The sequence below is a fragment of the Streptomyces panacea genome (assembly GCF_040560175.1).
In the GTDB taxonomy this organism is placed as follows: Bacteria; Actinomycetota; Actinomycetes; order Streptomycetales; family Streptomycetaceae; genus Streptomyces; species Streptomyces panacea.
This window is the reverse complement of record NZ_JARJHW010000046.1, coordinates 29,677-44,024: the sequence shown is the minus strand read 5'-3', so window position 1 is coordinate 44,024 and position 14,348 is coordinate 29,677. Positions and strand designations below refer to the sequence as shown.

The 14,348-nt window shown below is 71.3% G+C and carries 9 protein-coding genes and 1 pseudogene; 6 read left to right on the top strand and 4 right to left on the bottom strand.

Annotated features, from left to right (window positions below; all coding sequences use genetic code 11):
• Positions 1 to 43 precede the first annotated feature (43 nt).
• Positions 44 to 739, top strand: a complete 696-nt coding sequence (locus P3L51_RS14060) for a zinc-binding dehydrogenase (RefSeq protein ID WP_354605519.1) — start codon at positions 44 to 46, stop codon at positions 737 to 739.
• A gap of 68 nt (positions 740 to 807) precedes the next feature.
• On the opposite strand, the gene P3L51_RS14055 is transcribed toward P3L51_RS14060, so the two are convergent.
• Positions 808 to 2,523: a lysyl oxidase family protein gene (locus tag P3L51_RS14055; RefSeq protein ID WP_354605518.1), complete on the bottom strand. Its 1,716-nt coding sequence runs from the start codon at positions 2,521 to 2,523 to the stop codon at positions 808 to 810.
• 284 nt (positions 2,524 to 2,807) lie between these two features.
• Positions 2,808 to 3,857 (bottom strand): helix-turn-helix transcriptional regulator, encoded by a 1,050-nt coding sequence (locus P3L51_RS14050; protein ID WP_354605517.1) that lies wholly within the window; start codon positions 3,855 to 3,857, stop codon positions 2,808 to 2,810.
• Positions 3,858 to 4,042: 185 nt separating this feature from the next.
• Here P3L51_RS14050 and P3L51_RS14045 point away from each other — a divergent pair, with 185 nt between their 5' ends.
• Positions 4,043 to 4,855 (top strand): AfsR/SARP family transcriptional regulator, encoded by an 813-nt coding sequence (locus P3L51_RS14045; RefSeq protein ID WP_354605516.1) that lies wholly within the window; start codon positions 4,043 to 4,045, stop codon positions 4,853 to 4,855.
• Between the two features lie 404 nt (positions 4,856 to 5,259).
• Here the strand turns inward: P3L51_RS14045 and P3L51_RS14040 are convergent, their stop codons facing one another.
• Positions 5,260 to 7,893, bottom strand: coding sequence for a polysaccharide lyase family 8 super-sandwich domain-containing protein (locus tag P3L51_RS14040; RefSeq protein WP_354605515.1), 2,634 nt, complete (start codon positions 7,891 to 7,893; stop codon positions 5,260 to 5,262).
• A gap of 185 nt (positions 7,894 to 8,078) precedes the next feature.
• Between P3L51_RS14040 and P3L51_RS14035 the strand changes: the two genes are divergently transcribed.
• The 4 genes and pseudogenes from P3L51_RS14035 (at position 8,079) to P3L51_RS14020 (ending at position 13,717) form a co-directional block, all read left to right on the top strand.
• Positions 8,079 to 8,603, top strand: a complete 525-nt coding sequence (locus P3L51_RS14035) for a PadR family transcriptional regulator (RefSeq protein ID WP_354605514.1) — start codon at positions 8,079 to 8,081, stop codon at positions 8,601 to 8,603.
• Positions 8,600 to 9,322 (top strand): annotated as a pseudogene (locus P3L51_RS14030) (ABC transporter ATP-binding protein); the annotation flags it as partial. The gene P3L51_RS14035 and the pseudogene P3L51_RS14030, both read left to right, overlap by 4 nt.
• 110 nt (positions 9,323 to 9,432) lie before the next feature.
• Positions 9,433 to 11,874 (top strand): FtsX-like permease family protein, encoded by a 2,442-nt coding sequence (locus P3L51_RS14025; RefSeq protein WP_354605513.1) that lies wholly within the window; start codon positions 9,433 to 9,435, stop codon positions 11,872 to 11,874.
• A gap of 295 nt (positions 11,875 to 12,169) precedes the next feature.
• On the top strand, positions 12,170 to 13,717 hold the full coding sequence (locus P3L51_RS14020) for a glycoside hydrolase family 3 protein (RefSeq protein WP_354605512.1): 1,548 nt from the start codon (positions 12,170 to 12,172) through the stop codon (positions 13,715 to 13,717).
• Between the two features lie 106 nt (positions 13,718 to 13,823).
• Here the strand turns inward: P3L51_RS14020 and P3L51_RS14015 are convergent, their stop codons facing one another.
• A complete protein-coding gene (locus P3L51_RS14015) occupies positions 13,824 to 14,225 on the bottom strand; it encodes a VOC family protein (protein WP_354605511.1) in 402 nt (133 codons plus the stop codon).
• Positions 14,226 to 14,348: the final 123 nt, after the last annotated feature.

The following is a 14,348-nucleotide window of genomic DNA, read 5'->3' as shown; positions in this document are numbered from 1 at the left end:
ATGTGTATAAGAGACAGGACCGGGTCCGCCCGCCGGTACGCCCGTGGTGACTCTCGGGCCGGACGGCGCCTGGGCCGAACTCCGGGCGGTCGACACCGACTTGATGGGTACGGTCCCGGCCGGTGCCGACCTCGGGGCCATCAGCACCGTCCCCGTGGCCGGCGCCAGCGCCCTGCGCGCGCTGCGCCGGATCGGTCCGCTCCTCGGCAGGCGGATCCTGGTCACCGCCGCGACGGGCGGCACGGGGCGGTACGCCGTACAGCTCGCCCGGCTCGGCGGCGCGCACGTCATCGCCTCCACCGGCGACCCGGACACCTACGGGGACGGCCTGCGGGCGCTCGGCGCGCACGAGGTGGTCGCCGGTCCCGCCGGTCTCGGCGCGCCCGTCGACGGAGTCGTCGATCTGGTCGGCGGCGGTCAACTCGTCGACGCCTTCACACGGTTGACGAAGGGCGGGACGCTGGTCTCGGTCGGGCACGTCGCGACCGACGAGGGTGAGAACTTCCCGTACGGCGCGCTGTTCGGCGACGACGGACGGCACGACCGCTCGCTCGTCACCTTCTACCTGCTCGACTGCCCGGACCTCGGGCCGGACCTCGCCCTGCTCGCGGCCAAGGTCGCCGCCGGCGAACTCGACGCCCACGTCTCCTGGCGCGGCGGCTGGGACAAGGCGCCGGAGGCGGTCGAGGCCCTGCTCGAACGCCGGCTTCACGGCAAGGCCGTCCTCGACCTGCGCTGATCCGGATACGGCGTCGGCCCCCGGGACAGGTCCCGGGGGCCGACAGTCGAACTACGCGGAGACGAAGGTCAGTTGGAGTTGACCAGTTCGTGCGCCGGCACCTTCACCGTGCGCGCGCCCGGCTTGCCGCCCAGGACGACCTTGCGCAGCGCGCTGTTGTTGGTGAGGCTCGTCTCCTTGAGACGGTTCTCGGGGTTGGCCAGCACCTGGATGTAGTAGGTGCCGTTCGCCAGGTTGGTGATGTCGAAGGACTGGCCCGGCAGGTCCTGCGTGTACGTGTCGCCGGAGCCGACGTCGAGCACCTCACGGACGGAGATTGAGTTCTCCTGGCCGCACGCGGTGGACAGGTCGGTGTTGTCCGGGTGCCAGTTGGCGTTCTTCACCGTGTAGTCGACGGCGTCGGTGTTCGCCAGGCAGAACGCCTCCTTGCCGCTGCGCACCTGCTCCTGCTGGTCCGCCTTCAGCAGCCGGTAGCTGGCGAAGTCGGTGAAGTGCCAGTGCTCGTGACCCGGACGCGGGTCCCACTCCATGGTGCCGGTCGGGGTGTAGCCGATCTGCTTGCCGTCGGCGTCGTAGAAGTACTGGTAGGCGTCCATCAGCTCCTTGCCGGGCTTGCGGAAGCCGTCCACGACGAGCTGCGCGGGGCCCGCGTTCCAGACGTTGGCGCTGAAGGCGAGGTAGTCCTTGTTCTTGACGTCCTGGTCGCCGTCGCTGATCTGGATGCCGTAGGCCGGCAGCGAACGCAGGTCGGGCTTCGGCACGTCCGGGACGGACGCCTTGCCGGTCGGGCGCTTGGCGTTGGGCTGCGCGCCGGGGGCCTGGCGGGAGCCGTCGGTGCGGCCGGGGCCGTCACCGACGGGCGCCACCGCGCTCCGGAGCGAGGACTTCTTCAGCGCCCACGGCAGGGCCGGCGGGGCCGGGATGAGCGGGCCGTGGCCCACGTTGTACGAGGGGATGGCGCCGCTCGTCGGGGCCGCGGGGGCCTTGGGGCGCATCGAACCGTGCCCGGCCATGGCCGACATGTCGTGGCCGCTGTGGCCGGACGCCGCGCTCTTGCTGCGCATGCCGACGCCGTTCTCGTCCTCCCAGCTGCGCTCACGGACCGTCAGCTTGATGATCTGCGGCTTGCTGGAGATGCCGAAGAGGTCGCGGTAGCGCTTGGTCACCGTCACCTTGGCGGTGTACTTGCCGGCGGCGAGCTTGACCGGGGCGGAGTCGAAACCGGCGTACGTGTTGGACGCCCAGCCCTTCTCGACGCCCCACACGGAGCCGAGGGTGAACGCGTTCGGCGGGCAGCTCTCGGGGTACTTCGACTTCGCCGGTCCGGCCGGGTCGATCCGGCCGGCGGCGTTGTTCGGGCAGTACTTCTCGCTCTTGTTGAGCACGACCTTGCGGTTCGTGTCGGTGACGCTGATCTGCGCGAAGTCGGGCAGCCCCGAGAAGTCCTTCACCAGGCCCGCGGGAAGCGTCTTGGTGCTGGTCTTGTCGCCGTCGTGGATGATCTGCTTGGCGACGACCGGGTCCTTGTACGACTTGCGGGTCACCTTGAGCTCGAAGGGCCCGCCCTCGGCCGTCAGGTAGGTGCCGAGGTCGAGATAGACGCCCGGATCCTCCTTCCACGAGTCGAGCGTCAGCGAGTTGGTCGCGGCGATCAGGCTGAGCTTCGGCGTGGTCTGCGCCGAGCCGCTGTCGGGCGCCGCGGCCACGACGCCGGCGGTCACGGCGAGCGCCGCGGTGGCGGCCAGGGCCGAACGCCGGAGCCGGGCGTGGTGCGTTCTGGTCATCGTTCCTCGTTTTCCGAGTTCTCCGAATGCCTGCGTGGACGGTGGACGAACAGCCGGCGCGAAGTGCGGAATCCTGTCGCGGAACTGTTTCCCATGTACTGAGAGGCGGGAGAGGGTGCTGTGGGTTGTCTGTGAACCGGTTAGACCTGAATCGTTGGCCGAAAGTTGCCGTCCGTTGCCGGATCAGGTCGTCTTTGTAACATTTGTGACCGACGTGCGTTCCGGTCGTGGTACCGCGCCGCAGGACGGGCGTACAGGCGGACGAACAGGCGGGCGGGCCGCGCTCAGTCCAGGTCGCGCTCGGGCGACGTCGCCCACCAGTGGATGAGCTGGTAGACCGTCTCGTAGCCCAACTCGGTCCGCAGATTGGTCAGATGGACGTTGATGGTGCGCGAGCTGTAGCCGAGGGCCGTCGCGATCTGCTGCTGGTCCTGCCCGGATACCAGCGCGCGCAGGATCGAGCGCTGGAGCTGCGTACTGACGGCACTGCCCGCGGTGACCTCGCCGGGCCGCTCCGGAGCGTGCCACTCCTGTCCGAGGGTCCACTCCTGCTCGAAGGACTGGGCCAGATACGCGCACACGGCCGGGTCCCAGACCATCCACACACCCGCGGAGTCCGGGCGGCCCTCCAGATGGTCGGAGAAGAAGGCGACCTTCCGGTCGAACAGGAGTACGCGCATAAATGGCCTGGCGAGAGTGCGGAACGACCCACCTATCGGCGCCATGATGGCGACCCGTTCGCGTACGTCGGGATTGGTGCGCGCGCTCACGTGGTACAGCGTGCGTACCCTGGCGCCTTTGGCCAGTGCCTTCTTGTCCCGGTCCAACGCCCTCGCGAGGACCTGCCGAGGGCGGATGCCGGGCTGCGCGGCGAGCATTTCGCGTGTCTCGTCGGCGGCCTCGCCGATGTGGCGGTTGGCGGCGTCGAGGCCCTCGATGTACCGGGCCCCGGTCCGCAGGGCATCGGCCGTCGAGGGCTGGTGCGAGCGGAGTTCGCCGAGCAGGGCCGGAATCTCGTCGAGGCGCCGGGCGGTCCGCAGCAACTCACCCCGTACGGACGCCTGGAGGCGACGCTCCAGTCTGTCGAGGCTCACCGGGACGTAGCCGCCGAGCGGGTCGGCCATGACGGCGCCCAGCGCGAGGAGCGGGGCGAGTCCCGCCGCGTCCTCCGGCGTGTCGTCCGGCACGGTCTCGCCCGCGACGAGGCGCGCGTAGACGGCCCGTGACGCGGGCGGCAGGGTGGAGTCGATGTCGACCGAGTCCGCTCTCGGGTTCGTGGTCTTCGGCTTCGTCGCCTTCGGGTTTGTCGCCTTCGGGTTCGTCTCAGCCGTCATCGCTTCTACGCACGCCTTCACATCCCGGAACTTCCGACGTCCGAACAGCCGTATTCCTTGATCCAGGCCGCAGGACGAGACAGCCTACTTCTCACCGGCCGCTTGCGCTTCGGACGTCCAGATCCAGCAGACAGGCCCTCCGAGCGAGGACAGGCGAAAGGGTGTGCTCAGGCGAGAGGGAGACAATGAACGTTCGGCTTCTGGGCTTGATCGAGCTGTCCGACGGCGGTCGCGCACTGCCACTGCCGTCAGCCCGTGCCCGCGCTCTCCTCGCGTCGCTGGCCTGGCAGCCGCGCACCGTGGTCACCGATTCGGTGCTGATGGAGCGCATCTGGGGAAGCGAACTGCCGGAGAATCCACGGGACTCCCTCTATACGGCCGCGAAGCGGCTGCGCCGGGGCCTGGAGGTGTCCGGCTACACCCACCGGCTGGTACGGCTGCGCGGCGGCTATCTGCTGGACGTGACTCCGGCCGAGGTCGACGTCCACCGCTTCCGGTCGCAGGTCGTGCCGGCCCGGGACGCCGTACGCCGTGGCTTTCTGTACGAGGCGAACGACGCGTTCGAGGCGGCGCTGAGCGGCTGGACGGGCACGGCCCTGGCCGACGTCGACAGCGCCTGGGCGGTGCGGTGCCGCGCGTCGCTGGGCCGGGAGCGGCTGCTGGTCCAACTGGCCGCCGTCGAGGTGAAGGTACGGCTCGGCAGACACAGCGAGGTCGTGCCCGAACTGTCCGAGCTGGCCGCCGAACACCCCCTGGACGAAGGCGTCGCGGCCCTCCTGATGCTCGCGCTGCACCGCTGCGGTCTGCGCGGCGCCGCACTGGGCGTGTACGCCGAGGCCCGTCGGCACCTCGTCGCCGAGCTGGGCGTCGAGCCGGGGGACGCGCTGCGGCGGATGCACGGGGAAGTGCTCGGGGAGAGCGGCGCCGCGAGGGGAGACATGGCAGCGTGCGGCGATGTGCAGGAGACGCCGTCGACGCGGCTCCGACTCGCGGGGTGATCTCGGCCGGATTCCTTGGCCGTTGGCCAGTTGACCGTTGGCCGTTGGCCCGTTGGCGCCTCAACCCGCCGGCCCTTGGCCCTTGTGTCCTTTGTCCGGCTTCCGAGCCCGGCCGTCCCGGCCGCCGGCCGGCCGTACAGTGCGGAGCCCGCGCACGCTGTCCGCCGGGTGGCCACCACGACGGACGGCGTGAACTCCCCCGAGTAAGGGACTTCCCGCACCTACGGCTCGGCCCTGCCGGGGCCGCCCCCGATCGTGCGGGACACCGCCGCACGGACCGGACAGGCCACAGCCTGGTTCAGCCGTCGGTCCCGGCCCGGTCTCCGGTCGGTCCCCGGCCGGTCACCCCGCGGTCACCGGCAGACCTGGCCGCGATCGGGGCCGGGGCCCCGAGGGGACACGCGCTACCGCAGTCGTGCCGTCAGGCTGCGCCCGTGCGCCCGGCGGGTGTCGACGTCGACGCGGGTGCCGCCGAGGACCCTGCGGACGCGGACCCGGTCGTCGGACGACACCGCACGCAGCCAACGGCCGCGCAGGGTGACCGAGACCGTGTTCCGCTCCGTCGTCGGGTCGGACACCGCGATCGAGACCGTGCCGTCGCGTGACGTCCGCAGGAGTACCGACGCGGCGCCGTCGATCGACAGGCGGTCGGCGCGGTGCGTGCCGGGCGTGAAGGTGTTGGCGGCGAGGAGGGACAGGCCGCGGTGTTCGACGGCCTGGACCCGGGTGGTGTTGGCGACGACCGACAGCGGGCCGCGCCCACGCCCGTACGCCGTCAACTGCCGCTCCGTGGCGTTCGGTACGAGCGCGTGCGCCGTCGACAGGCGCCGCGCGCCCGCCGGTTGGTCGACCGAGAGCGAGAACACCTGTTTGGTGACCGGGGTGTCGGGGTTGGACGTGCGCACGAGGCGGCGGCTCCTGGTGACGGTGTCGAGCGCGGCTGTCGGAAGACCGCCCCTCGGGTCCCGGTCCGCGCGCCTGCCGATGTCGCTGTCCCCGTCCCCACCCCCGTCCAGGAAGACGTACCCGACCGACACCCCCTGCCCGGCGTCCGCGTAGCGCAGCCAGGCCACCGGGCCCGGAGCCGTACCGCCCCCCGACCAGGCCGCGCCGTCCCGCAGCCGCCCCGTGACCGTGACGGCGTCCGACGCGGCGGCGATCCTGCTGTCGAGCGTGGTCGTCACCGCGCGGCCCGCCGGGTCACCGACCCCGGCCGCCAGGACGACGATCTCGTCGTCGAACATGAACCACGACTTGGTGGCGGCGGCGTTCCGGTACGCGACGAAGTCGTCGGGCAGCTCGCCGGCCCGCTTCGCGGCGTACGCGACGTCGTCGCCGAGCACGAGTCCGACCGCGCCGTACGTGCCCAGGCGGGCGCCCCCGGACAGGGTGTTGGTGCCGCGCGGGAAGTAGACGTAGGTGTTCTGCGACTCGGAGGACGAGGTGAAGCCGCGCTCCGGGTTGTCGTACCACGCCGTGCCGTACAGCTCGGGGACCGTGCGCCGGGTCTCCACGGGCGCGGTGACGCCGGCCAGCCGGTACGGCGACACGGTGGTGAAGTAGTCGACGCCGAAGGCGCGCGTCTGGTCCTGGCCCGCGAGGTACAGATAGTGCGCGCCGTCGCCCTGGAACCACGGCATCAGATTCTCGCCGCTCATGTACTCGTACTTGCTGATCCGGCTTGAGCTGCGCGCCAGCGCGAACGCGTAACCGGGCCGCCGGTGCACGGTCCTGTCCATCGAGTTGAACGCGGTGTGGCTCTCGGCGTCCCCGAGGTCCCGCGCCGGCACGGACGTGTCGGCGAGGATGTCGGCGTAGCGCGCGACGCTGACCGGTGAGACGAAGACGACGGGGTCGAGCGCGGCCTTCGACGTCTGCCGTACGAACTTCACGTACCCCTGGAGCGCGGTGGCGTCGGCGCCGGCCGCGTGTCCCGAGAGGTCGACGACGGCCTCGACGACGACGGCGACGTCCGTGTAGCCCGTCGCCGTCCGCGACACCCCCCGGCCCTTGACGACCTCCATCATCCAGCCCTCGAAGACCAGCGGGGCGAAGCCGTCGGCCACCCAGCCCCGCACGACGGACACCAGGGCGGCGGTGTCGATGTAGTCGGTGCCTTCGAGGATCTTGACGGTTTGCACGGCGCGGGTGAGCAGGACCTTGCCGTACGAGCCGGTGTAGGCGACCGAGTCGTGCTGGATGAAGGAGCCGTCGGCGTAGAAGCCGTCGGTGACGCCGTGCTGCGGCTGGTACGGATCGACCGTCGCGTACACGGTCAGCTGGTCGGCGACGGCCTTGGTGACGCGCGCGTCGTCGCCGGTGGCAGCGCCCTGGAGGATCCGGTTGGTGGTGATGTCGGCGAGGTTGGCGCCGGTGTGGAAGCGCGAGTCGAGGTCGACGTCGCCGTCCTCGCCGTTGCGCAGATAGGCGTCCATGGAGGCGACGTATGTGGCGGTCAGACCGGGCCGGTACGCGGCGAGCTCCTCCTTGAGGAGGACGAGGGTCTTGGTCACGCTCGCCGATATGCCGATCTCCCAGTTGAACCAGTTTCCGTAGTAGCCCCTGGCCTGGTCTCCGTAGTACGTGTCGTGGAGCAGCGTCAGGGCGTCGATGACGCGGCGCTGGACGCCCGCGTCGTCCCGGAGATCCGAGGCGGCGGGGCCGGGGGCGCGGGTGGCGAGGGCGATCTCGTACAGGTACTGGTACGACGTGTTGAGGTTCGCGTCGCTCGTGCCGAGGGCGAGGCCCTTGAACAGCTCCCCGGGGCCCGCGGCGTTCAGGGCGGCGAGGCGGGTGCGCGCCGTCGAGGTGAGGGCGGCGAGCTTCGCGGCGACCTCGGGGCGGGCGTTGGACTCGGCGGTGCCGGCGAAGATCGCGAGGGTGTTGGCGAGGAGCGCGGCGTGGTTGGGGCCGGGGCCGGGGTCGGCGGCGCCCGCGGATGTGGGCCGCGCGGCGGCTCGCGCGCGCAGTGGCGCGGCCAGGGCGAGCAGGGCGGACGCGGGCAACGTCGTCAGCAGGGTGCGGCGCGAGAGCTGCAAGGGAATGCTCCAAACTCGGCAAACCGGGCGCGTGAAAGCGCTTGCCGGATCGCCCCGCATCCAAACAACCGGGATGGTGCCTGTCAATGAATCCGCGGCCGTGAACGCATGGGCCGCACGGGTCCCGCGGTCCGTCGCGACCTCGCTATACACGGCATGTATACGCGGTGTGTAGAGTGTCCGCCATGTCAATCGGTCACACCCTTCTCGGGCTCCTCGAATCCGGCCCCCAGCACGGCTACAACCTGAAGCGCGCCTTCGACGACTCCTTCGGCCACGATCGCCCCCTGCACTACGGACAGGTCTACTCGACCATGTCCCGGCTGCTGAAGAACGGGCTCGTCGAGGTCGACGGCATGGAGGCCGGGGGAGGGCCCGAGCGCAAGAGGTACGCGATCACCGAGGCCGGGATCACCGATGTCGAGCGCTGGCTCGCGCAGCCGGAGAAGCCGGAGCCGTATCTCCAGTCGACCCTCTACACGAAGGTCGTCATCTCGCTGCTCACCGACCGCAGCGCCGCCGAGCTGCTCGACACGCAGCGGGCCGAGCATCTGCGGCTGATGCGCGTCCTGACCGAGCGCAAGCGGCACGGCGACCTCTCGGACCAGCTCATCTGCGACCACGCGCTGTTCCATCTGGAAGCCGATCTGCGCTGGCTGGAACTGACCGCCGCCCGCCTGGACATGCTCGCCGAGGAAGTACGCCGATGAGCGCCGCACCCACGACCCCCTCGTCCCGCGCCTCGGGCACCCCCGCGGCCCCCGAAGGCTCGCTGCTCACGGCGTACGACCTGCGCAAGACGTACGGCACCACCCCCGCCCTCGACGGCGCCTCGTTCTCGATCCACGCCGGCGAGGTCGTCGCCGTCATGGGCCCGTCGGGATCCGGCAAGTCGACGCTGCTGCACTGCCTCGCCGGCATCGTGCCCGCCGACTCCGGGACCATCACCTACCAGGGCCGCGATCTCACCGAGCTGTCCGACAGCGCGCGCAGCACGCTGCGCCGTACGGACTTCGGCTTCGTCTTCCAGTTCGGCCGGCTCGTGCCCGAGCTGACCTGTCTGGAGAACGTGGCGCTGCCGCTGCGCCTGAATGGCATCCGCCGTAAGGAGGCCGAGCGGATCGCGCTGGAGTGGATGGAGCGCCTGGAGGCCGCCGACGTACGGGCCCAGCGCCCCGGCGAGGTCTCCGGCGGTCAGGGGCAGCGCATCGCCGTCGCCCGCTCGCTCGTCACCTCGCCCCGCGTGCTCTTCGCCGACGAGCCGACCGGCGCGCTCGACTCGCTCAACGGCGAGCGTGTGATGCGGCTGCTGACCGACGCGGCGCGGACGGCGGGCACGGCCGTCGTCCTGGTCACGCACGAGGTGCGGGTCGCCGCGTACTCCGACCGCGAGGTCGTCGTACGGGACGGCAGGACGCGCGACATGGACGCGTACGCCGGCGGCGGCGGAGGCGGTGGTGGTCACGACGGCGGCCACGGCGGTGGCGGTCGCGATGGCAGTCGCGACACTGGCCACGGCGGCGGCGTGGGGCGAGCGGCATGACGCTTCTCGACCGGGAGGCACCCCCGCTCACCCCGCCCCGGCCCACCGCCGTCGCTCCCACCGGCGTGCGCGCCTGGGCGCGGGACCTCGCGCTCGGCATGCGCTTCGCCGTGTCCGGCGGACGCGAGGGCTGGACCCGTACGGCGCTGACCGCACTCGGTGTCGGTCTCGGTGTCACGCTGCTCCTCGCCGCCGCCGCCGTACCGCAACTCCTCGACGGGCGCGAGAGCCGCGCCGAGGCGCGCGAAACCCCGAAGTCCACCTCGCAGGCGGTCGGCAAGGGCAGCACCGACACCACCTTCCTCTGGGCCGAGGCGAGCACCGAGTACCGCGGCGACGCGGTGGGCGGCCGGCTGCTGCGCCCGGAAGGCGCCGACGCGCCGCCACCGCCGGGGGTCGCGAAGATCCCCGGCCCCGGCGAAATGGTCGTCTCGCCCGCGCTGCGCGATCTGCTCGCGTCGTCCGAAGGCGCGCTGCTGGCGCAGCGGTTGGACGACCGGATCGTCGGCACCATCGGGGACGCCGGACTGGTCGACCCCGGCGAACTGCGCTTCTACGCGGGCAGTTCGACGCTGCGCGTCGACGGCGTCGGCATCCGGTCGTCCGGCTACGGCCTCGACGGGTCCAAGGCGCCGTTCGACCCACTGCTCGTGGTGCTGGTCATCCTGATGTGCGTCGTGCTGCTGGTGCCGGTGACCATCTTCATCGCCACCGCCGTCCGCTTCGGCGGCGACCGCAGGGACCAGAGGCTGGCGGCGCTGCGCCTGGTGGGGGCCGACGCCAGGACGGTGCGGCGTATCGCGGCGGGGGAGGCCCTGTTCGGGACGGTGGCCGGGCTGGCCGTCGGTGCTGTCCTCTTTCTGGTGGTGCGTCAGATCGTGGGCCACGTACGGCTCTGGGGGTACAGCTCCTTCCCGTCCGACGTGACCCCGATGCCCCTGGCGGCCCTGCTCATCGTGCTCGCGGTGCCGGTCGCCGCCGTCCTGGTCACCCAGGCCGCGCTGAGCTCGGTGGCCATCGAACCGCTCGGAGTCGTACGCGACACCGGTCCGCGCAGGCGAAGGCTCTGGTGGCGGCTGCTGCTGCCCGTACTCGGCCTCGGCGTTCTCGCGACCACCGGGAGCGTGGACGCCATGTCGCAGTCGATCGGGGAGATCCCCATCGCCTTCGGCGCCGCGTGTGTGCTGCTCGGACTCGCCGGGCTGCTTCCCTGGCTCGTCGAAGCGGCCGTCTCCCGGCTGCGCGGCGGACCGGTGCCCTGGCAACTGGCCATCCGCAGGCTTCAGTTGAGCAGTGGCGTGGCGGCGCGGGCGGTGAGCGGCATCACCGTCGCGGTGGCGGGCGCCATCGCCCTGCAGATGATGTTCGGCGCCATGCAGAAGGACTTCCTGGAGATCACCGGGCAGGACACCGAGCGGGCCGACTTCTACGTCTCCAGCGACTACGGCGACTCCGTGCTCGCCGAGCGGATGATCCAGGACTTCCGTGACACGAAGGGGGTCTCCGAGGTCATCGGCACCGTCGAGGTCTATGTGGCCGCCACCGGCGCCCCCACCGAGCACGGCTGGCAGCCGATCACGACCCTCACGGTGGCGACCTGCGCGACGCTGAGGGAGATCGCCGAGCTGCCCACCTGCCGGGACGGGGACGCCTTCGTCGGGCACCTCGACGCCAGGGCGGCCAGGACGGTCGGGGCGGCCGGGGTGAAGGAGCAGAACGACCGTACGGACGAGGCCGCCGTCCCCGGCAGGCCCGTCGACCTGACCGGGAACCTCGGGGAGGGCAAGGGCGAGCCCCGGCTGTGGACGCTGCCCGAGTCGGCCCGCACGGTGACGGCCTTCCCCGATCCGATGGGCGACCTGCACGACGGCATCCTCGTCACGCCCGGCGCTCTCGGCTCCGTGGAACTGCCCGGGGCCACGGCCCGGGCCTCCATCAAGGTCGACCGGACGGTGCCGGACGCGGCCGAGTACGTACGCGGAACGGCGGCGGACATCGACCCGACGCTGCGGATCAACCCGCTGGAGAACCTGGAGCGCGACAAGCAGTACGACAGTGTGCGCAGCGGCCTCCAGGTCGGCGGCACGCTCACGATGATGCTGATCGCCGCCAGCCTGCTGGTCTCCCAGATCGAGCAACTGCGCGAGCGCAAGCGCCTGTTGTCCGTCCTGGTGGCCTTCGGTACGCGGCGCGGGACGCTGGCCTGGTCGGTGCTGTGGCAGACGGCGGTGCCGGTGGTGCTGGGCACGTCCCTCGCGGTCGTCGGCGGGCTCGTCCTCGGCAGGTTCATGCTGGGCATCGTCGGGAAGCCGATCGGTGACTGGTGGGTCTTCGTGCCGTACGCGGCGGTCGGCGCGTCGGTGATCCTGCTGGTGACGCTGGCGAGCCTGCCACCGCTGTGGCGGATGATGCGACCGGAGGGTCTGCGTACGGAGTAGCGGGCGCGGGCGGGCGCGGGTCGGCGGCCCGGCGGGGGCGGACGCGGGCGCGGGTCGGCGGCCCGGGGGAGGTACGCCGACCGGCCCTGCGGTTGTCCATCCGCTCCCTCGAAGCCTCACCAAATATTCATGAACGGGCTAATCCGCCAGCTTCCGGGTCGAGTTCGTACAACGCGACAACCCGATACCTCCTTGACACGCCTATTGGTCTAAGCCAACATCCGATTGGCCTGTACCAAGTTCAAGGGCGGTTCGCTGAGCCGGCCGCCGAGCGATGCGCCTTCGGAGGACCCGCATGGAGCCGAGCAGCCGGCCGAGCAGCCGTCACCAGCAACTGACGCGTCTCGCGGGGACGGTGCTCCAGCCCGGGTTCGTGGGCACGACCGTGCCCGACTGGGTCCGCCGCGGAATCGCGGACGGCCTCACCTCCGTCGTCCTGTTCGGCCGGAACATCGTCGACCCCGAACAGGTCGCGCGCCTCACCGCCGAACTACGCGCGGAGAACCGCGACCTGATCATCGCCATCGACGAGGAGGCCGGCGACGTCACCCGGCTCGAAGCCTGGACCGGCGCCTCCCGGCCGGGCAATCTCGCGCTCGGCGCCGTGGACGACGTGGATCTGACCGAGTCCGTCGCCCGCGACATCGGGCGCGAACTCCACGCCGCCGGTATCTCCCTCAACTACGCGCCCAGCGCCGACGTCAACTCCAATCCCCTCAACCCCGTCATCGGAGCCCGCTCCTTCGGCGCCCGTACGGATGTCGTCTCCCGGCACACCGCCGCCTGGGTCCGCGGACTCCAGTCGGCCGGCGTCGCCGCCTGCGCCAAGCACTTCCCCGGCCACGGGGACACCTCGGTCGACTCCCACCACGGGCTGCCGCAGGTCTCCGCGAGCGCCGAGGAGATCGCCGCCACCGCGCTGCCGCCCTTCGTCGCCGCCATGGAGGCGGGCGTACGCGTGGTGATGACCGCACACCTGCTCGCGCCCGCGTACGACCCCGAACTCCCGGCCACCCTGAGCCCTCGCATCCTCGTGGATCTGCTCCGCGGTGAGCTGGGCTTCGACGGGCTGGTGGTGACGGACGGCATCGAGATGAGCGCGGTCACCGCCCGCTACGGCATCGACGGGGCCACCGTACGGGCGGTCACGGGCGGCGCCGACGCGGTGTGCGTCGGCGGCGAGCACGCCGGCGAGGCCACCTTCGACCAGCTCACCGACGCGCTTGTCCAGGCCGTGCTCGACGGCACGCTGCCCGAGGCGCGGATCTGTGAGGCGGCGGCGCGGGTCGCGGAGTTCGCCGCCTGGTCGGGCAGCCGTACGCGCGCCGTGGCCACCGATGGCGCCGCGTCCGACATCGGCCTGGTCGCCGCCCGGCGCGCGCTGCGCGTACGGACCGAGCAGGGCCGGGAGTCGGTGCTGCCGCTCGTCGGCGCGCCCCACGTGGTGGAGCTGTCGCCGACGATGAACCTGGCCGTTGACGGGCAGACCCCGTGGGGCGTGGCGGCTCCGCTGAGCGACCTGCTGCCCGGCACGACATCCGTACGGCTGACGGAGGCCGACCTGACGGAGTCCGGCGCCCTGCCGGACCTGCTGGACCTGCTGGAACGCAAGGTGCTCGACCCGGCGGCCGAGCGTTCGCTGGTCGTCGTCGTGCGCGACGCGGCGCGGCACGGCTGGATGTCGGCGGCGATGACACGACTGCTGGGCAGCCGGCCCGACGCGGTGGTCGTGGAGATGGGCGTACCGAACGGTTCGGCGCCCGGTGCCGTCCACCTGGTCACCCACGGCGCGACGCGCGTCTCGGGGGTCGCGGCGGCGGAGTTCCTGGCGGGGCGCCGCTGACGTCGGCCTGCGGGCGGGTGTTGGGTCCCCGGGAGCCCGGGGTCCCAACACCCTTGCCACAGCGGTGTGTTGAGACCTGTTTACGGTCCCACCCGTCCCGCTTGTCCTACTCGGTCGCGTCCGGTGCGACGTTGCCGTACGGCTGCGTGATCACTTCCAGATAGTGACCCGCCGGATCGAGGAAATACACGCCCCGCCCGCCGTGGTTGTGGTTGATCCGGCCGGGAAGCCCGCCGTGCGGGTCGCCGAAGAAATCGACTCCGGCGTCCTTGATCCGCCCGAAGATTCCGTCGAAATCCTCCTCGGGCACCAGGAAGGCGTAATGCTGCGGGGTGATGGACTCCTGACCGATGGTCGCGAAGTCGAGTGTCACGCCGTTGCCGGTGTCGACCGGAATGAAGGGGCCCGATTCGGTGCCGATCTCCAGATCCAGGATGTGCGCCAGAAATTCGGCGGAAGCCCGGTTGTCCCGGGAGTGAACGATCGTGTGATTCAGCTCTACTGACACAGTGGAATGCCTCCAGAGGCATCTCACGGGAACCTCCACGCTTCACCCGGCCGGTGACCAACGCGCGATGCCCACCCGGGATCGTAAACGCCCAGGGAGCGAGGCTCCAACCTTTTTATCCGC

Excerpts from the sequence above, each read along its gene's own strand:
- P3L51_RS14025 (WP_354605513.1), top strand. The coding sequence starts at position 9,433 with ATGACGCTTCTCGACCGGGAGGCACCCCCGCTCACCCCGCCCCGGCCC.
- P3L51_RS14045 (WP_354605516.1), top strand. The coding sequence starts at position 4,043 with ATGAACGTTCGGCTTCTGGGCTTGATCGAGCTGTCCGACGGCGGTCGC.
- P3L51_RS14055 (WP_354605518.1), bottom strand. The coding sequence starts at position 2,523 with ATGACCAGAACGCACCACGCCCGGCTCCGGCGTTCGGCCCTGGCCGCC.
- P3L51_RS14020 (WP_354605512.1), top strand. The coding sequence starts at position 12,170 with ATGGAGCCGAGCAGCCGGCCGAGCAGCCGTCACCAGCAACTGACGCGT.
- P3L51_RS14050 (WP_354605517.1), bottom strand. The coding sequence starts at position 3,857 with ATGACGGCTGAGACGAACCCGAAGGCGACAAACCCGAAGGCGACGAAG.
- P3L51_RS14035 (WP_354605514.1), top strand. The coding sequence starts at position 8,079 with ATGTCAATCGGTCACACCCTTCTCGGGCTCCTCGAATCCGGCCCCCAG.